Annotated in this window: 18 protein-coding genes; 9 read left to right on the top strand and 9 right to left on the bottom strand. The window is 69.8% G+C overall.

Going from position 1 to position 17,614, the window contains the following annotated elements; genetic code table 11:
* Nucleotides 1-142: 142 nt before the first annotated feature.
* The 3 genes from OSC27_RS11745 to OSC27_RS11735 all read right to left on the bottom strand — a co-directional run bounded on the left by OSC27_RS11745 (nt 143) and on the right by OSC27_RS11735 (nt 3,145).
* Nucleotides 143-829 (bottom strand): hypothetical protein, encoded by a 687-nt coding sequence (locus OSC27_RS11745; protein ID WP_267181632.1) that lies wholly within the window; start codon nt 827-829, stop codon nt 143-145.
* Between the two features lie 398 nt (nt 830-1,227).
* Nucleotides 1,228-2,514 (bottom strand): adenylosuccinate synthase, encoded by a 1,287-nt coding sequence (locus OSC27_RS11740; RefSeq protein ID WP_267181631.1) that lies wholly within the window; start codon nt 2,512-2,514, stop codon nt 1,228-1,230.
* Nucleotides 2,515-2,650: 136 nt separating this feature from the next.
* Entirely contained in the window at nt 2,651-3,145 is a 495-nt protein-coding gene (locus tag OSC27_RS11735) for a DUF3151 domain-containing protein (RefSeq protein ID WP_267181630.1), read from the bottom strand.
* A 68-nt stretch (nt 3,146-3,213) separates the two neighbouring features.
* Here OSC27_RS11735 and OSC27_RS11730 point away from each other — a divergent pair, with 68 nt between their 5' ends.
* The 4 genes from OSC27_RS11730 (at nt 3,214) to OSC27_RS11715 (ending at nt 7,734) form a co-directional block, all read left to right on the top strand.
* Nucleotides 3,214-3,930: a TetR/AcrR family transcriptional regulator gene (locus OSC27_RS11730; RefSeq protein ID WP_267181629.1), complete on the top strand. Its 717-nt coding sequence runs from the start codon at nt 3,214-3,216 to the stop codon at nt 3,928-3,930.
* Entirely contained in the window at nt 3,927-4,550 is a 624-nt protein-coding gene (locus OSC27_RS11725; protein WP_267181628.1) for a hypothetical protein, read from the top strand. Before OSC27_RS11730 ends, OSC27_RS11725 begins: the two co-directional genes overlap by 4 nt.
* Nucleotides 4,547-6,454: a YhgE/Pip domain-containing protein gene (locus OSC27_RS11720; protein ID WP_267181627.1), complete on the top strand. Its 1,908-nt coding sequence runs from the start codon at nt 4,547-4,549 to the stop codon at nt 6,452-6,454. Before OSC27_RS11725 ends, OSC27_RS11720 begins: the two co-directional genes overlap by 4 nt.
* Before the next feature lie 365 nt (nt 6,455-6,819).
* Nucleotides 6,820-7,734, top strand: a complete 915-nt coding sequence (locus OSC27_RS11715; RefSeq protein WP_267181626.1) for a metallophosphoesterase — start codon at nt 6,820-6,822, stop codon at nt 7,732-7,734.
* A 23-nt stretch (nt 7,735-7,757) separates the two neighbouring features.
* Here OSC27_RS11715 and OSC27_RS11710 read toward each other — a convergent pair whose 3' ends face one another.
* Nucleotides 7,758-8,498 carry an SDR family oxidoreductase gene (locus OSC27_RS11710; protein ID WP_267181625.1) on the bottom strand — a complete coding sequence of 247 codons (741 nt, stop codon included), beginning with the start codon at nt 8,496-8,498 and terminating at the stop codon, nt 7,758-7,760.
* Between the two features lie 135 nt (nt 8,499-8,633).
* Here OSC27_RS11710 and OSC27_RS11705 point away from each other — a divergent pair, with 135 nt between their 5' ends.
* Nucleotides 8,634-9,470, top strand: a complete 837-nt coding sequence (locus OSC27_RS11705; RefSeq protein WP_267181624.1) for a helix-turn-helix domain-containing protein — start codon at nt 8,634-8,636, stop codon at nt 9,468-9,470.
* Nucleotides 9,471-9,517: 47 nt separating this feature from the next.
* Here OSC27_RS11705 and OSC27_RS11700 read toward each other — a convergent pair whose 3' ends face one another.
* Nucleotides 9,518-10,156: a TrmH family RNA methyltransferase gene (locus OSC27_RS11700; RefSeq protein WP_267181623.1), complete on the bottom strand. Its 639-nt coding sequence runs from the start codon at nt 10,154-10,156 to the stop codon at nt 9,518-9,520.
* A 71-nt stretch (nt 10,157-10,227) separates the two neighbouring features.
* Between OSC27_RS11700 and OSC27_RS11695 the strand changes: the two genes are divergently transcribed.
* Nucleotides 10,228-11,028 carry an HAD-IIA family hydrolase gene (locus tag OSC27_RS11695; protein ID WP_267181622.1) on the top strand — a complete coding sequence of 267 codons (801 nt, stop codon included), beginning with the start codon at nt 10,228-10,230 and terminating at the stop codon, nt 11,026-11,028.
* Nucleotides 11,029-11,155: 127 nt separating this feature from the next.
* Here OSC27_RS11695 and OSC27_RS11690 read toward each other — a convergent pair whose 3' ends face one another.
* The gene (locus OSC27_RS11690) at nt 11,156-11,878 is read right to left on the bottom strand and encodes a hypothetical protein (RefSeq protein ID WP_267181621.1); all 723 of its coding nucleotides are present in this window, start codon (nt 11,876-11,878) and stop codon (nt 11,156-11,158) included.
* Between the two features lie 204 nt (nt 11,879-12,082).
* Between OSC27_RS11690 and OSC27_RS11685 the strand changes: the two genes are divergently transcribed.
* Together OSC27_RS11685 and OSC27_RS11680 are read left to right on the top strand one after the other, a co-directional pair.
* Nucleotides 12,083-13,273 carry a sensor histidine kinase gene (locus tag OSC27_RS11685; protein WP_267181620.1) on the top strand — a complete coding sequence of 397 codons (1,191 nt, stop codon included), beginning with the start codon at nt 12,083-12,085 and terminating at the stop codon, nt 13,271-13,273.
* Nucleotides 13,274-13,284: 11 nt separating this feature from the next.
* Complete coding sequence (locus tag OSC27_RS11680; RefSeq protein WP_323374085.1) at nt 13,285-13,992, top strand: response regulator transcription factor; 708 nt, start codon at nt 13,285-13,287, stop codon at nt 13,990-13,992.
* On the opposite strand, the gene OSC27_RS11675 is transcribed toward OSC27_RS11680, so the two are convergent.
* Both OSC27_RS11675 and pyrE read right to left on the bottom strand, forming a co-directional pair.
* Nucleotides 13,920-15,059 carry a septum formation family protein gene (locus OSC27_RS11675; protein WP_267181618.1) on the bottom strand — a complete coding sequence of 380 codons (1,140 nt, stop codon included), beginning with the start codon at nt 15,057-15,059 and terminating at the stop codon, nt 13,920-13,922. The genes OSC27_RS11680 and OSC27_RS11675 overlap by 73 nt on opposite strands.
* On the bottom strand, nt 15,059-15,613 hold the full coding sequence (gene pyrE, locus OSC27_RS11670; protein WP_267181617.1) for an orotate phosphoribosyltransferase: 555 nt from the start codon (nt 15,611-15,613) through the stop codon (nt 15,059-15,061). Before pyrE ends, OSC27_RS11675 begins: the two co-directional genes overlap by 1 nt.
* 177 nt (nt 15,614-15,790) lie before the next feature.
* On the opposite strand from pyrE, the gene OSC27_RS11665 reads away from it, so the two are divergent.
* A complete protein-coding gene (locus OSC27_RS11665; protein WP_267181616.1) occupies nt 15,791-16,627 on the top strand; it encodes an exodeoxyribonuclease III in 837 nt (278 codons plus the stop codon).
* A 48-nt stretch (nt 16,628-16,675) separates the two neighbouring features.
* Here the strand turns inward: OSC27_RS11665 and OSC27_RS11660 are convergent, their stop codons facing one another.
* Nucleotides 16,676-17,596 carry an AEC family transporter gene (locus OSC27_RS11660; RefSeq protein WP_267181615.1) on the bottom strand — a complete coding sequence of 307 codons (921 nt, stop codon included), beginning with the start codon at nt 17,594-17,596 and terminating at the stop codon, nt 16,676-16,678.
* Between the last annotated feature and the right edge of the window lie 18 nt (nt 17,597-17,614).

The following is a 17,614-nucleotide window of genomic DNA, read 5'->3' as shown; positions in this document are numbered from 1 at the left end:
CCTGCCCTGCCCTGCCCCTGCCCCTGCCCCTGCCCCTGCCCCTGCCTCCACGCTCCACATTCACGCGAGAGGCCAAAAGCTGCCCTCATTTCGCATTTTGAGGGCGTCTTTTGGCCTCTCGAGGCGGGCCGAGACGCGCGACTCACGAACGCTGAGCTATTGCACGGCGCACTCTGCTGATGAAGTTCTCGCAATCCTGGTACAGATCCCGCGCCGTCACGCGGAACACCCGCCAGCACGCATCTTCAAAGCGTTCGTGGCGGGCGATGTCGCGGCGAAACTGCCTCGCATCCGTGCGGTGGCCGTCGCCCTCGTACTCAAAGGCGATCTTGAGTTCCGGGTATGAGAGGTCAGGTTTACCCAGGTACGTGCCGTCGTCCGCATACGCGCGGCGGTTGATTGCAGGTTCGGGCAGGTCTGCCCGTAGCAGGAGGAGGCGGAGGATCGTCTCCCTCCTCGAGTCGACCCCTGTGCGAATCTGTGTCAGGGCGCTCTCGACGCGCTTGACTCCCCGACGACCGGCTCGTCGCATCACAGCGCCATGAAGATCTGAGAGCGCAGCGAGAGCGGGTTCTCGGCCAGAAGACGTTGGTCGACCGGACACGATGTAGTCGCCAACAGCGATCAGGTCGTCCAACTCGAGAAGCTCCCCGAGCTGGCACCAGGTGGAGACCGGATCGACCACCGGCAGGCCCGCTCTCCTCGTGACGCGCACGTCGCTCGAGCGGACCCGATGGCCGATGACCCCGCGGGTGCGCGGGCGTTGGATGCCGTCGACGGCGGCAACGTGAAGCTGTGCGTCCGATTCGAATTCGAGCGGAAGCGGCATCCGATAAATCAGGGCGGCAGTGGTGTGAGAAAACACGTGGGACGGCGACATCCGCTCTCGATACGCAGCGCAGCGCGTCACAACCTCTGAGAGGTCAAGGCCGGCGGACCGGATTCCATGAAATGGCCGGTCGATGTCAGGCGCACGCAGCCGTTTCGGCGTTGAAGATTGCGCGTCGTGCGAGCGGATGTGGAATGCCTGCCCTGCGAGATCGGCGGGAAGCGGCTGGCGGGGTCGTGACACACGCACTAGCGTGCCGCAGACAGGTGAGCGGCGCGGAAGTTCTCCACAGTTCATTGGGCGGCCATCCGGCCTCCTCGATGAAAGGCCAAAAGATGCCCTCATTGTCGTGTTTGAGGGCACATTTTGGCCGCTCACCGCGCGGTGGCCCGGCGACCTCAGCCGACGAGGTCGTGGCGCACGACGATGGCGTCGCGGCCGGGGCCGACGCCGATCGCGGAGATGCGCGATCCGCTCATCTTCTCAAGCGCGAGCACGTAGTTCTGGGCGTTCTCGGGCAGGTCCGAGAACGAACGCACGCCGGTGATGTTCTCGCTCCAGCCGGGGAACTCCTGGTAGATGGGCACGGCGTGGTGGAAGTCCGTCTGCGACGACGGAACCTCGTCGTGGCGCACCCCGTCGACGTCGTACGCCACGCACACGGGAATGGTCTCGAGCCCGGTGAGCGTGTCGAGCTTGGTGAGCACGAAGTCGGTGACGCCGTTGATGCGGGCGGCGTAGCGGGCGATGGGCGCGTCGTACCAGCCGGTGCGGCGGGGGCGGCCCGTGACCGTGCCGAACTCGGCGCCCTGCTGGCGCAGCCACTCGCCCTGCTCGTCGAACAGCTCGGTCGGGAACGGCCCCGCGCCGACCCGCGTCGTGTACGCCTTGACGATGCCGATCACCCGGCTGATGCGCGCCGGCCCGATGCCCGCGCCGATCGCGGCTCCACCGGCGGTCGCGCTCGACGACGTGACGAACGGGTACGTGCCGTGGTCGACGTCGAGCATGGTGGCCTGGCCGGCCTCGAACAGCACGTTCTTGCCCGCGTCGAGCGCCTGGTTGATGAGCAGGCTCGTGTCAGCCACCATGGGCCGCAGCCGCTCGGCGTACGAGAGCAGGTCGTTCACGATCTCGTCAACCGTGAATGCGCGCCTGTTGTAGACCTTCACCAGCAAGTGGTTCTTCTGGTCGAGCGCCCCCTCGACCTTCTGCCGCAGGATGTTCTCGTCGAACAGGTCCTGAATGCGGATGCCGACCCGGTTAATCTTGTCGGCGTACGCCGGCCCGATTCCGCGCCCCGTCGTACCGATCTGCCGCTTGCCGAGGAACCGCTCGGTCACCTTGTCCATGGTGCGGTGGTACTGCGTGATGATGTGCGCGTTCGAGGAGACCCGCAGCCGAGAGACGTCGACCCCGCGCTCGATGAGCGCATCCAGCTCCTTGAAAAGAATTTCGATGTCGACGACGACGCCGTTCGCGATCACGGGGGTGACCCCGGGCGTCAGAATGCCGGACGGCAGCAGGTTCAGCGCGTACTTCTCGCTGCCGATCACGACCGTGTGGCCGGCGTTGTTGCCGCCGTTGAACTTGACGACGTAGTCGATGCGGCTGCCGAGCAGGTCGGTGGCCTTGCCCTTGCCTTCGTCGCCCCACTGCGCGCCGATGATCACCAATGCTGGCATGTCGTGCTCCTCACGGTCGGTCGGGTGCCTTCGTGCGGGCACGTGAGCGGCCCAGCGGGTCCACCCCATCGTATCGGCGGCCTGCGACACCACGCGAACGAGCGGATGCCGCCGCGCACGCGCGCCGGGTCGGCTCTTAGTCGGCCCCGCGGATCACGATCGCCTCGGTCGGCGGCGACACGATCGGGATCGCCTGCGTCGGCGCGCCCTCCGCCTCGAGCGCCTCGAGCGCATCCGGGTCGGCGTCGCGCAGGAACTCGGTCAGCCGCGTCACCTCATCGCTCTCGCCGATGGCGCCCGCTGCCCGGCGCAGCGCGAAGAGCGAACGCAGCACGCCCCGGTTCGGAACGTGCGACCACGGGACCGGCCCCCGCCCCTTCCAGCCGGCGCCGCGTAGCGCGTCGAGCCCGCGGTGGTAGCCGACCCGCGCGTACGCATACGACTCGAGCGGGTCGTCGGGTTTGAAGGTCGCGTCAGCGAGCCGTGACCAGCCCAGAGACGACGACGGATGCGCGGCGACCACCCGCCGCAACATGCTCACATCGCGGCCCGCCTCGTCGAGCGCGGCGCGCACCGGCGCGTCGTCGGCAAGCCTGGTCTCGGGAACATCGAGCAGATTCTCTCCGGCCATACTCGATGCTAACGCCGCAGACGGGGCGATAACTTGCACAGTAGTGTGCAGGTTCGTAGAATCGAGGGATGACTCAGGCCACTCTCGCCCGCACGCTCCGGCGCGACGCCGCCGAGAACCGGGAGGCGATCCTCGCCGCCGCGAAGGCGCTGCTGCGCCGCGACCCCGACGCGTCGCTCGAGGCCATCGCGCAGAGCGCCGGCCTCAGCCGCCGCGCCGTCTACGGCCACTTCGCAAACCGCGACGAGCTCGTGAGCGAGATCCTCACGGCCGGTGCCGAGCGCATCACCGCCGCCCTCGTCGCGACGGCGCACGACGACCCACGAATCTGGCTCGCCCTCATCGCCGCGCGCCTCTGGGACGAGGTCGAAGACGTACGGGTGATGGCACAGCTCGCGGTGAGGGGACCCTTCCGCGATCGGGTGGGTGCGGCGCTCGCCCCGCTCCGGAGCGCGCTTCGCGAGAACGTGGGCTGCGGCATCCGCGAGGGAATGCTTCGGCGCGACATGCCGGCCGACACGCTCGCCCGGCTGCTCGAAGACAGCGTCATCAGTGTTCTCGACGAGGCCACGCGACGCGAGCTCTCGAGCGCCGACGGCCACCGGCTCGTCATGCTCGCGGCGCTCAGCACCGCCGGCCTCTCGTGGCGGGAGTCCGCCGTGCTCATCGACGCGACCCCCGCGCTCGCACACGATGACGCTCACCAGCACCCTACGCACGCGGACTACCAGCAGCACCCCACGCACGGCGCCGCTCACCAGCACCCCACGCAGGCAGCGCGATGAAGATCGACGTCACCGGCGTGAGCAAGGGCCGCCGCGGCGAAGCGCTGCCCGCGACGACGCTGCACTTCGAGTCGGGCCGGGCCACGCTCGCCACCGCCGAGACGGCCCAGCGCCCCGCCGTGCTCGGCCTGATCGCCACGGGCCGGATGCGCCCGGACACCGGCGTGGTCACCATCGACGGGGCGGCCGACAGTGCCGCCATCCGCTCGCAGGTGGCGCTCGTCGATGCGCCCGACGTCAACGACCCGGCCCCCAACGTGACGGTCTACGGCGTCGTCGCCGAGGAGCTCATGTTCGCGGGGCGCCCCACCACGCCGAGCGGCATTCGGCGCGCGCTGGCCGACCTCGGGCTGGCGCAGTGGCGGTCGTGGTCCATCAGCACCGTTCCGCCAGCGGTGCGCATTCGGCTGCTGGCCGAGCTCGCGGTCATGCGGCAGGACGTGGAGGGCATCGTCATCACGGCCCCCGACCGGCACGGCGGCGACCCTGCCGAGTGGTGGGCGATCGCCCAGGATCTGGCCGGGCGGGGCTATGCGGTGCTCGTGGTCGCGGGAGCGGCATCCGCCACCGCCCTTGCCGCAGGCTCACTCGTCGACCGTCTCAACTCGGAGAGCGCATGAAGATTCCAGCCATGATCGTGGCCGAACTGCGCCGCCTCACCAGCAGCAGAATGGCGGTCATCGCGCTCATCGCGCTCATGACCGTACCGCTGCTCTACGGCGGCCTGTACCTGTGGGCCAACCAGGACCCGTACGCCAAGCTCGACCAGGTGCCCGTGGCTCTCGTCGTCGACGACGCCGGCACGACGACGAACGGGGAATACACGAACTTCGGCGACGAGGTGGCCGGCCAGCTGCAGCACGACGGCAGCTTTCAGTGGCACCGCGTCTCTGCCGCCAGCGCCGCGCACGGCATCGACAAGGCGACATACGACTTCAGCGTCACCCTGCCGGCCGACTTCTCGGCCGCGCTCACCTCGTCGAGCGGCGCGAACCCGCACCAGGCCCGCGTGCTGCTGACGACGAACGACGCCAACAGCTACCTCTCGACCACCATCGGCAAGCAGGCGATCGAGACCATTCGCAGCTCGATCGTGAAGAAGGTCAACGAGCAGGCGGCCGGGCAGTTCCTCGCATCGCTCGCGACCATTCGCACGAGTCTGACGGATGCGGCGAGCGGCGCCTCGCAGCTCGCCGACGGCGCAGCGACCGCGAGCGAGGGGGCGACCCGTCTGGCCGACGGCACCGCGCAACTCTCGTCGGGAGCGACGGACCTCAACGCCGGCCTCGCCACCCTGCAGGGTGCGACCGCGAGCCTGCCCGCGCAGACCCGGCAGCTCGCCGACGGCGCCAGGCAGGTCGCGAACGGCAACGCCACGGTCGCGTCGCTCGGGCAGCAGGTCGCGGGTGCGGCCGCAGATGCAGCCGCCGCGGTGCCTGCCGCGCGGGCGGATATCGCCGCGCAACTCGACGCGCTCGTCACCTCGGGCGGGCTCACGCGGGCACAAGCCGACGCGATCCTCGCCCGCCTCGACACCCTCGGCGGCGCGGTGGTCACGGGCAACCAGACGGCCCAGTCCGCGGCGGGGCAGCTCGACCGGCTCTCCTCTGGGAGCGCGCAGGTCGCCGCGGGCGCCGAAAAGCTGGCCGATGCGTCGCCGCAGCTGGCCTCGGGGATCGCGAGTGCCGCATCCGGCGCCCAGAGCCTCGCCTCGGGGGCCGCGACCGTGAACGATGGCGCACACACGCTCGCGGCCGGGCTGCCGGCGCTTCGCGACGGCGCCGACGAGCTGGCAAGCGGGCTGGCGTCGGGGGCCGATCGCATCCCGACGACCACGGCGGCGTCGCGGCACATGCAGGCCGCGAACATCGCCGACCCCGTCGCGATCAAGACGTCGGCGGTTACCAACGCCGGCACCTATGGTGCGGGCCTTGCCCCGTTCTTCGTCGCGCTCGCCGCATGGATCGGGATCTACGCGCTGTTCCTTATCGTCAAGCCGGTGTCGCGGCGGGCGATCACCGCGCTGCACTCGCCGCTTAAGGTCACGCTCGCCGGCTGGCTCACGCCCGGACTGCTCGGGGCCGTGCAGATGATCGGGCTGTTCGCGATCGTGGCAGGCTGGCTCGGGTTCGGGGTGCAGAACCCGCTCGGCACGTACGCGCTCATGGCGCTCGCGTCGGTGTCGTACGCGGCCATCATCCTTGCGCTGAACGTGTGGCTCGGAAGCGTCGGCCAGTTCCTCGGCCTCGTGCTCATGGTGCTGCAGCTCGTGACGGCGGGCGGCACGTTCCCGTGGCAGACGCTGCCGGCGCCGCTGGCCGCGCTGCATCACGTGCTGCCCATGAGCTTCGTGGTCGACGGCCTGCGGCAGCTGATGTACGGGGGCAACGTGTCGTTCGCGTGGACGGATGCCGGCGTGATCGCCGCGTGGGGGCTCGGCGCGCTCGTCGTCGCCGCCGTGGGCGTGCTGCGCATGACGCACTTCCGCACGCTGCGGGACCTTGAGCCGAGCCTGATCGGCTAGGGCTCACGCTCCGGGCACGGCTGCTTTGCCCGGCCTCACGCTCCGGGCGTCGGGGCATATCGCGGGTGCTGCTGGCGAGAACCCGCGATTTGACCCGAGGCCGATCCCGCCACACTTCGAGCGTCGGGGCACATCGCGGGTGCTGCTGGCGAGTACCCGCGATGTGCCCGGCCTCACGCTCCGGGCGTCGGGGCATATCGTGGGTGTCGCTGCGGGAGAACCCGCGATATGACCCGAGCTCGATCCCGCACACTTCGAGAGTCGGGGCACATCGTGGGTGCGGCTGGCGAGAACCCGCGATTCGGCCCGACACGGTGGGGTGCTGGAGGGCTGCGGGCGTCAGTGGCGGTCGGTAGGGTGAGCGCGTGAGCGAGACGACGACCGGTGAGCGCGTGAGCGAGACGACGACCAGCGAGCACGACGAGCGCCCCCTGCGCATCCTGCACCTGAGCGACACCCATCTGTTCGGCGACGACACTCTGCACTACGGCATGGTCGACACCGCGGCGGCCCTCGGGCGCGTGCTGGCGCGCGCATCCGAGATCGAGGGCGTCGACGTCGTCGTACTCTCGGGCGACCTGTCGGATGACGGCAGTGCGGCGTCCTACGAGAAGCTGCGTGAGCTCGTGGAGCCGTGGGCGGCGGCCCACGGCGCATCCGTGGTCTATGCGATGGGCAACCACGATCTGCGGGCGGGCTTCGAGGCGGTGCTCGGCGATCGTGTCGGCGTCACGACCGTGCGGGGCGTGCGCGTCGTGCGGCTCGACTCGTCGGTGCCGGCGTACGGCTACGGCGAGATCGAGGCGAGCCAGCTCGAGTGGCTGCGGCGAGAACTCGCGACGCCCGCCCAGCGCGGCACGGTCGTCGTCGTGCACCACCCGCCGACGGCAGCGTCGAGCCCACTGCTGAGGGCGCTCGAGCTGCAGCGCCCCGAGGAGCTGCTCGCCGCATGCTCAGCCGGCGACGTGCGGCTCGTTCTGAGCGGCCACTACCATCACCCACTCGTGGCGACCGAGGCGGGCCTGCCGGTCATCGTCGCACCCGGCATCACCAACACCACGGATGCGCTCGCGCCCTCCGGCCGCGAGCGGGCCACGATCGGGGCGGGGTTCGCGGTCGTCGACCTGCCCGTGCGTGGCCTGCCCGCCGCTGGCCTGCCCCGCGTGACGTTCGTGCCCGCGCCGGGGCCCGACGACGGCACAGAACTCTTTGATCTCACACCAGACGAGGTGGAGCACATCGCGCGAGCCGCGGGGCCGGGACCGCGGGCACGGCTGTAACCGGCGCAGGCCGCGGGTCTTGATCAGCGGCCGGGGAGGGTGCTCAGCGACTGGGAGCGCTGCTCCATGAGCTCGGCGTACGTGCCGTCGCGCTCGGCCCAGCGGAGCCGTTCCGCGGCCGTGACGACGATCTCGTTCGGTGTCGGGCTTTCTGTGACGAGGGTGATGACCTCGTCGAGGAAGTCTCCAAGGGGAAGCGCCGCGGGGTTCAGCTTCTCCTGGCCGGCGTTGGCGACGGCTGGCGGAATGAGTTCCGTGATGTGGACGCCGGTTGCGTCGAGGTGCGCCCGCAGCGACTCTGTGTAGGCATGCACCCCGGCCTTCGAGGCGCCATACGTGGGCATGAGCGGGAACGGGAGGAACCCGATTCCGGACGTGACGGTGACGATGTCGCCGCTGCCGCGACCGATCAGGTGCGGGGTGAACGCGTCGATGACGCGGATGGTGCCGAGGAGGTTGACCTGGATGGTGGTTTCGGCCTGAGTGAAGTGAGCGGGGTCACGGAGGTCCTCGATGAGCATGACGCCCGACATCGTCACCACGACGTCGAGATCGGGGTGCTTCGCGAGAACCTCGTCTCGTGCACGGAGCACCGAGGCGGGATCGGTGACGTCGATGTGAACCGTCTCGAGGTCCTGCACCGTGCCGGTGTTCCGGCCGCCGACGATGACGGTGCTGCCGGCGTCGGCGAAGCGGTGAGCGAGCCCGAGGCCGATGCCGGAGGTTCCGCCGACGATGAGGACGATGCGATTGGTGATGTCCATGATCAGTGCCTTCTTCTTACTGTGATTGGTACCTCTGAATGCTCCTGCGAGTCACAGGCCGCCGGAAGTACCCTGCTGGTCCGGGGAGCGAGAGGGCCCCCTCACAGGCTCCTCGGCGCAGCTATCGTGAACGGCATGGATGATGAAGGAGAGCGGAATCGGCTCGGCGAATACCTTCGCGCCCGCCGCAATCTGGTGACGCCGGAACAGGTCGGCATCCGGGCAGGCGCGAACCGTCGTGTGGCTGGTCTTCGCCGTGAAGAAGTTGCCCTCCTCGCCGGCATCAGCGCTGACTACTATCTGCGACTCGAACGCGGCCGCGATCACAACCCTTCGTCGCAGGTCCTGGAATCGCTGGCCCGCGTTCTGCACCTCGACGACGTCGAAATCGAGTACCTGCTCAGCCTGGGAAGCCCACGACCGCCAAGCCGCAGCCCACGGCGGCCTGAACGGGTCCCGGCACGGCTGCACCATCTGCTCGCTGCCCTCGACGTTCCCGCCTTCATCGAAGGACGGTACTTCGATGTGCTCGCCTCGAACCCCCTGGCTGCCGCGTTCTCGCCTCGCCTCACCCCGGGCCACAACCGGCTGCGGGACCTGCTCCTCGATCCCGAGGAACGCCAGTTCCACGACGATTGGGATGACGGCGCGGCCATCATGGTGGCCGCGTTCCGCAGTTCCATCGGTGACAACATCACTGATCCCCGGGCTGTCGAACTCGTGGGCGAACTCTCCCTCGCCAGCTCACGATTCCGACAGCTCTGGGCGCGTCACGACGTCCATCACCTCGAAGGCGGCACCGCCACCGTCAACCACCCCGCGATCGGAGCGGTGGGTCTGCACCGCGAGAAGCTCCCTGTCGCCGGCCTCCTTCTCGTGCTCTACTACCCCGAGGCAGGCAGCGATGCCGCTGACAAGCTCCGCCTCCTCGCATCGCTGACGCTCCCGTCTGCCGACGTCACGTTGCCGTAGCGCCAGCAGCGACCCGGCCGCCGACACGCCTGAGTGCGTCTCGCAGCTCAGAAGCGCGCGTGCTGCGCCACCCACACGTGCATCGCGATGGCGGCAGCGGCGGAGGCGTTGATCGACCGGGTCGAACCGAACTGCGAGATCTCGACGAGCGCATCCGCTGCCTCAATCGCCTCGTCGGAGAGGCCAGGGCCCTCCTGACCGAACAGCAGCAGGCATCGCTCAGGGAACGCGAACGTCTCGATGATGACGCTGCCTGGCAGGTTGTCGATCGCGATGATCGGCAACTGCTCGCCGCGCGCCCACTGCACGAGCGCGGCCACATCGGGGTGATGCACGACGTGCTGGTAGCGGTCGGTGACCATGGCGCCACGCTTGTTCCAGCGCTTGCGACCCACGATGTGCACGGTGTCGGCGGCGAAGGCGTTGGCGCTGCGCACGATCGAGCCGATGTTCATGTCGTGCTGCCAGTTCTCGATGGCCACATGAAACGGATGCCGCCGCCGATCAAGATCGGCGACGATCGCGGGCATGCTCCAGTAGCGGTAGCGATCGATCACGTTGCGGGTGTCGCCATGCTCGAGCAGCTCGGGGTCGTAGCGGGGATCGTCGGGCCACTCGCCCTGCCACGGGCCGACGCCGTGCGTGGTGAGCTCGGGCGTGGCGGGTGTGGCGGCATCCTCTGGCACCCCCTCAGGCTAGCGGTCGACATTCGCCGGTAACCTGCCGCCCATAGACTTTAGGCGACGGAAGGAGTCCCGTGACCGATCGAAGCGAGATCGAGTGCTGGCTGACTGACATGGACGGCGTTCTCGTGCACGAGAACGCGGCCCTGCCCGGCGCTGCCGCGCTGATTCAGCAGTGGCGCGACACCGGCACCCCCTTCCTGGTGCTTACGAACAACTCGATCTTCACGCCGCGCGACCTGAGCGCCAGACTGCGGCAGTCGGGCCTCGACGTTCCCGAGGACGCCATCTGGACCTCCGCACTCGCCACCGCCGCGTTCTGCAAGTCGCAGGCCCCCGGCGGCAGCGCCTTCGTGATCGGCGAGGCCGGCCTCACGACCGCGCTGCACGAGGCCGGCTTCATCATGACCGAGATCAACCCCGACTACGTGGTCGTCGGCGAGACCCGCAACTACTCGTTCGAGGCGATCACGAAGGCCATCAGGCTCATCGGCGCGGGCGCCCGATTCATCGCCACGAACCCGGATGCGACCGGCCCCAGCGCCGAAGGTCCCATGCCTGCTACCGGCGCGATCGCCGCGCTCATTTCCAAGGCCACCGGCAAGGAGCCGTATGTGGTGGGCAAGCCGAACCCCATGATGTTCCGCTCGGCGATGAACCGCATCGGGGCGCACTCAGAGAACACGGCGATGATCGGCGACCGCATGGACACCGACATCGTGGCGGGCATCGAGGCCGGTCTGCACACGATCCTGGTGCTCACCGGCATCAGCGACGACGCCGAGATCAGCCGCTACCCGTTCCGTCCCGACGAGATCCTGAAGGGCGTCTCTGAGCTCCTGAGCCACGAGCCGGTCGAGACCGACGCCATCTGAGCGCGACTGCGGGTTGAGGAGCTGCGAAGCGGGTTGAGGAGCCGCGAAGCGGCGTCTCGAAACCTGCTTCGGGGGCCGGGCTTCGAGACGCGCCTTCGGCGCTCCTCAACCCGCTTCGCCGGCGGACTCAACCCTCGTGGGGCGACCGCAATAGCCGTGCCGCCATCCAGCCGAACGCCGCCAGCAGTACGACGTGTGACGCGATCGCCCCGATGTGCCCGGGCACCAGCAGGTCGACGAACGGGAACAGCAGTAACAGGATCACGGCCGCGATGGGCACCGCCCGCGACCGCAGCAGGGCGATGGCGAGAAGGATGATGCCCACCACGTTTCCCGCCAGGAACATGACCGTCATGGTTGCGCCGATCGCGTTGCCCACTGCCGCATCGAAGTGCGCGGCACCGCCCGCGCCGCCGCTCGAGAGTTGAAGCTCGAAGGCCTGGGCCATCCGGATGCCGGCGAAGCCCACGATGGAGACGACGATCGCGGCACTCGCGAACAGCGCGAGGGTCGGTGAGCGGTGCGCAGAGACGCGAGAGAGACCGAGCAGCGCGGGCAGCAGCAGCACGGTGCCGACGAGCCCGATGAGCACCGACACGGTGAACCGCTCTGGCGCCGCCGCGATGGCCGCCATGTCGTCGGAGGTCTCGCCGCCCGTGAGCGGCGAGAGAACGGCCTCGACGACCTCGGCGAGCGGCGCAGCGACGAGACACAGTGCGAGCAGGCCGAATCGGGGGTGGAGAGCCTCGACAGCGACAGCTGCCGTCGACGGGGTCGGCGCAGTCGAGGCCGCCGATGCGGCCGGCTCCGAACGTCTCGCCGTCCTCGGCGTGAGCGATGCATCTGACATGGCAGGTTCCTTTCATCTCGGCGCTCATCTCGAGCGCGCTGCCGCCACGCTAGGAGCGGCAGGTCTGCCCTCGTATCGAGCCAGATGATGAAAGCGGATGCCGCCCGGCCGGTCTTCCGCGCATGCCCGGCCCCCGCATGGCCGATCCCGCCCTCGCCCGATCGGCCGATGCCGGGCCGCACTCGTCGGCCGTACCCTTATGTCATGCAGCGCTCACGGCGGAGCCTGGTCGGCGTTCCCTGGCCCGACGCAGTGATCGCGGCCGTGCTCGTTGTCGCCGCGGTCGTGACGACCGCGCTTGACGCGGGCGTCGCGCATCCGCTCACTGAAGTCATCTCGGCACTCACGGCGGTCTCGGTCGCGCTGCGCACCCGCGCGCCGCTCGCGATGGCGGTGTGGGCCGCAGCCGGCTGCATGCTGCTCGCGCAGCTGCCCGGCGCCTCGACTCCCCTCTGGTCGTTCGTGGCGGTGCTCGTGCTGGCGTTCTCGGCGGCGAACCGGCTGCGCGGGGTGCGGGCAGGCATCGCGCTGCTCGTGATTCTCGCCGGGACCGTCGTGATGCAGGTGCGCACGAGTTCTTCGACACTCGAGATGCTCGTGACGCCGGTCGTGATCGTAGGCGCGCCGGCGCTCGCGGGCGCTCTGCTCGCCCGGTCGCGAGCGCAGGCCGAGCGGCTGCGCCTGCTGAGCGCCGAGCTCGAGCGCGAGCGGGAACAGCACGCCGCACTCGCCGCCGCGGCCGAGCGGGCCCGCATCACGCGCGACCTGCACGACATTCTCGCCCACACGCTCAGCAGCATCGCGGTGCAGGCCGGTGCCGCGCAACAGCAACTCGACGAGACGAGCCCCGCCCGCGCCAGCGTGGAGCAGGTCATGGCGTCGGCCCAGGAGGGCCTCAGCGAGGTGCGCGCGCTCCTCGCTGCGACCCGCGACGGCAGGCCGGGCTCGACTCATCCGCACCCGGGAATCGACCAGCTGCCCGCACTCACCGCTGCCGACGGCGCCCGTCTCGTCGTCACCGGCAGCGTCATACCGCTGCCCGCCGGGTTGTCGCTCGCCGCGTTCCGTATCGTGCAGGAGGCACTCACGAACGCCCGCAAGCATGCGGCGGGCGCATCCGTCAGTGTGAGCGTCGACTACCGGGCGGATGCGCTGCAGCTCACCATAGAGAACCCGTTGGGCTCCGCGGCTGCGCTACCCAGCGCCACGGGTCTTGGCCTGCACGGCATGGCCGAGAGAGCCGCGGCTCATGGCGGGAGCGTCGTTGCCGGCCCGAGCGAGGGCCGCTGGCTCGTTCGAGCGGAGTTGCCGTATGCCACTGCGAGCGGCGAGCCCGGCGGGTTCGCGGCGAGCTCAGAACGCTCCGATGCCAGCACGATCGAGGCGGCACGATGATTCGGGTCGCGGTGGTTGACGATCAGCTGCTGGTGCGCAGCGGTTTCCGCATCATGCTCGAACAGCAGCCCGACATCGACGTGTGCGGGGAGGCCGCCGACGGGGAGCAGGCGGTGCGCCTTGTGCGTGAGACCCACCCTGACGTGGTTCTCATGGACGTGCGGATGCCCGGCATGAACGGGCTCGACGCCACGCACGCGATCGTTCGGGATGCGCCGCGCAGCCGCGTGCTCGTGCTCACCACGTACGACGTCGACGACTACGTCGTAGCGGCCCTGCGCGCGGGCGCAAGCGGGTACCTGCTCAAGGACGTCGACCCGCAGGAGCTCATTCGCTGCGTGCGTTCGGTCGCGGCAGGCGAGACGGTGCTCGCGCAGCCGGTGGTGCGTCGGCTGGTCGATGAGTTCCTGACGAGGCCGCAGCAGCCCGACGGGCCGTCACCGATCGTCGAGCGCCTCAGCGAGCGCGAGCGCACGGTGCTGACCGAGCTTGCTCGCGGGTCGACGAACAGCGAGATCGCGGCGGCGCTCGTCGTGAGCCCCGCGACCGTGAAGACGCATGTCGCCAGTATTCTCGCGAAGCTGGGCCTGCGCGACCGCGTTCAGGCCGTGATCATGGCGTACGAGACGGGATTCGTTGCAGCGAATCAGGCGGCGGGGCCGCCGCCGGCGACGCTCGCCGTCATCGGCTCGACCGACGAGCGGCTCGCGAAGCAGTAGTACGAGCGCTCGCCCGCGGCCCACTGCTCGGCCGTCGCCGGGTAGCTGCCCTGAATCTGCATGTCGGTGTAGGCGGCGGCCGCTCCCAGGTCGATCACGCCCTTCTTCGCACACAGGTCGGTCACGGACTTCCCCAACGCGTCGTCGCCGGGATACGCCGCAGCGGGATCGTCCGAGAGCAGCGCGGTGTACACGAGCTGCCCGGCGTGCGGCGTGGCGCAGTCGACCACCGTGAACTCCTCAGCCCACGGGGAGGTGTACGGCTGCAGGCACTCGCCGCCTCCCAGCGTGTTCCACGCGTGCACCCCCGCCGGCTGCGCGGCGGCCGGCTTGGGCCGCACGGTCGGCGTCGGCTCGGGCGAGGGCGGCGCCGAGCGCGCGGGAGCGGTGCTGTGCGAGGCCGACGGCGCGGGAGCCGATGCCAGCATCGCCGGCAGCCGCGTACCGAGCACGAACAGCCCGATCAGCGCGAGCACCACGACGAGCGCAACCGCCACGATGATGAGCGCGCGCGTGTTGCGTGCCGACAGCTGCGGTGCGGATGCGGCATCCGCCGCCAGCGCCTCGCGTCTCGCTCGCCGGCTGTCGGCAGTCGGCTCGGCGCGAGCCACGACGGTCGGCGCGCCGTCGCCGGCCGCGTCGCTGCCGGGCTCGTCGCTGCCGGCCGCGTCGCTGCTGGGCCCGTCGCCTCCCTCGCCCGTCTCGACCACGTTGACTGACGGGCCGAAGAGGTCGCTGAAGACGGCCTCGGCGCTGTCGCTCGTGCGCGGCACGGGGGCGCCGACGGGCTCGCCGGGCAGCACCGCACCCGAGTTCAGCGGCAGCAGGTCGAATGCGGTGAAGCCCGCCGGCGGCGTCTGGAGCGTGGGCGCGACGGGCCGCTCGATCAGCTGCGTTGCGTCATCGTCGGCGCTCGACGCAGGCTCACCCGGCCGCTCGATCAGCTGCGTTGCGTCGTCGTCAGCAGCCCCGGGCGGCACCTGCTCTGTGGGCTGGGTCGGCTCGTCGGCGCGGGCCCGCGCGGCTCGCCGCGCGGCATCCGCTTGCTTGTCGCGCTCGTCGGCCACTATGCCAAGCCCAGGTCCTCAAGCCCGATCGCGGCGATGTAGCGGTAGCCGGCAGCCTCGATGGCCTCGCGCGCGCCCGTGTTGCGGTCGACGACGACGGCGACCGCGGCGATCTCGGCGCCCACCTTCTTCAGCGCCTCGATGGCCTTCAGGGGCGAGCCACCGGTGGTCGAGGTGTCTTCGAGCACGATCACGCGCTTGCCCGCAAGCTCCGGGCCCTCGACCTGCTTGCCGCGGCCGTGGTCTTTGGGCTCCTTGCGCACGACGAATGCGTCGTACTCGAGCCCGCGCGCCGCGCCCTGGTGCAGGATGGCCGCCGCGACCGGGTCGGCCCCCATGGTCATGCCGCCGACCGCCGACACATCTGGCACGTCGGCGATGGCGTCGAGCATGACCTGCCCGATGAGCGGCGCCACCCGGTGATCGAGGCTCACCTTGCGCAGGTCGACGTAGTACGTGGCCTTCTTGCCGCTCGTGAGCGTGAAGTCACCGTGGAACACCGCTTCGGCGCTGATGTGGTCGATGAGCTGCTGGCGCGTATCCGTCACGCCCATAACTCTAAAGGGTTCGGTGGAGCGCATCATCGCGTCGGGCCACTTCGCGAGTTCCATGCGGCGACACCCGCAATTCGGCCCGAGCCGGCGTGAGTTGGGGTCGGGGTCGGGATGGGGTCGGGGTCGGGATGGGTGCGGGGCGCGGCCTCGGCATCCGCTATTCGATAGCGTGGGCACATGCGTGTTGCGACCTGGAATGTGAACTCGATACGCACCCGAGTGGGCCGCGTGGTCGACTGGCTGCTGCGTGAGAACGTCGACGTGCTCGCGATGCAGGAGATCAAGTGCACGCCCGAGCAGTTCCCGTTCGAGGCGTTCGAGCAGGCGGGCTACGAGGTCGAGGCGCACGGCCTGAACCAGTGGAACGGCGTGGCGTTCGCGAGCCGCGTGCCTATGAGCGATGTGGCGACGAGCTTCGAGGGGCAGCCCGGGTTCCTGAAGGGCGCTGAGGGGCCGGAACTTCCGATCGAGGCGCGTGCCATGGGCGTCACCGTCGAGGGCGTGCGGCTGTGGAGCCTGTACGTGCCCAACGGCCGCAGCCTCGACGACCCGCACTACGTGTACAAGCTCGACTGGCTGACCAACCTCGCGGCCGATACCGCGCAGTGGCTCGCGGCCGACCCCGACCTGCCACTCGCGCTGATGGGCGACTGGAACATCGCGCCGCGCGACTCCGACGTGGGTGACCCGGGGTTCGTACACGGGGTCTCGACGCACATTTCGGCGCCAGAGCGGGCGGCGTTCGCGGCGTTCGAGACGGCGGGTCTCGCCGACGTGGTGCGCCCGCGCGTGCCCGAGGGCTACACGTTCTGGGACTACAAGCGCCTGCGGTTCCCGCGCAACGAGGGCCTGCGCATCGACTTCATCATGGGCTCGCCGGCGTTCGCCGCCCTGGTGACGGATGCCGCGATCCACCGCGACGAGCGCAAGGGTGACGCCCCGAGCGACCACGTGCCCGTGGTGGTCGACCTCGACGTCGAGCTGGAGGACGACGACCGCCCCATGATCTTCTGAGGCGCGAGCGGGTTTCGAGACACGCTCGTCGAGCGCTCCAGGGCCGCGTCAGGCGAGGAGGGCCGCGATCACGATCAGCACGGGGACCGCGAGCAGGGTGGTCAGCAGCACCGAGTCCCGCGCGAGAACCAGCCCGCGCTCGTAGCGGCTCGCGAAGTTGTACACGTTCTGCGCCGCGGGCAGCGCCGCCATCGTCACCGCGGCCATCAGGTGCGCGCCGGTGAGCCCGAACAGGAAGTGCGCGGCGAGGAAGGCGACCACCGGCATCCCTACCGACTTCAGGCCGGCCGCTACAAGAATCTGCACGCGGCCCGACCCAGCCCGCAGCGGCCGCGAGCCGTTCAGCGACATGCCGAACGCCATGAGCACGAGCGGCACCGCCGCGCCGCCCAGCAGCTCGAACGGCTGGAACACCACCGCCGGCAGCCGCACGCCCGTCACCGCCACGAGAACGCCCAGCACCGACGCGATGATCATGGGGTTGCGCACCGGCTGGCTGATGATGCCCCACACGGATGCGCGCCCCTTCGACGACACGTCGAGCACCGTCAGCGCCACCGGCGCGAAGACCAGCAGTTGCAGCAGCAGCACCGGCGCGACGTAGGACGCACTGCCCAGCACGTAGACCGCGACCGGCAGGCCGATGTTGTTCGCGTTCACGTAGCCGGAGGCGAGCGTGCCGATGGTCGCCTCGGCGGTCTTCAGCTTGAAGAAGAGCGCGTTCAGCACGATGAAGATCACCGCGACGACGAGCGCGCTGATGAGCGCGACGGCCACGAACGACGAGAAGATGACGTGCAGGTCTGCCTTCGCGAGCACCGTGAAGAGCAGGGCCGGGTTCGTGACGAAGAACGCGATGCGGTTGAGGGTGCCCTGCGCCGCCGGGCCGCCGATGCTCGTGCGGCCCACGAGGTAGCCCACAAGTATGACGAAGGCGATGATCGCGAATCCGGTCAGCACACCGCCCATCGCACCAGCCTATTGGCG

Source organism: Microbacterium sp. STN6 (assembly GCF_026410545.1).
GTDB lineage: Bacteria > Actinomycetota > Actinomycetes > Actinomycetales > Microbacteriaceae > Root112D2.
The sequence above is the reverse complement of the archived record's forward strand: the minus strand, read 5'-3'. Positions and strand labels throughout refer to the sequence as shown.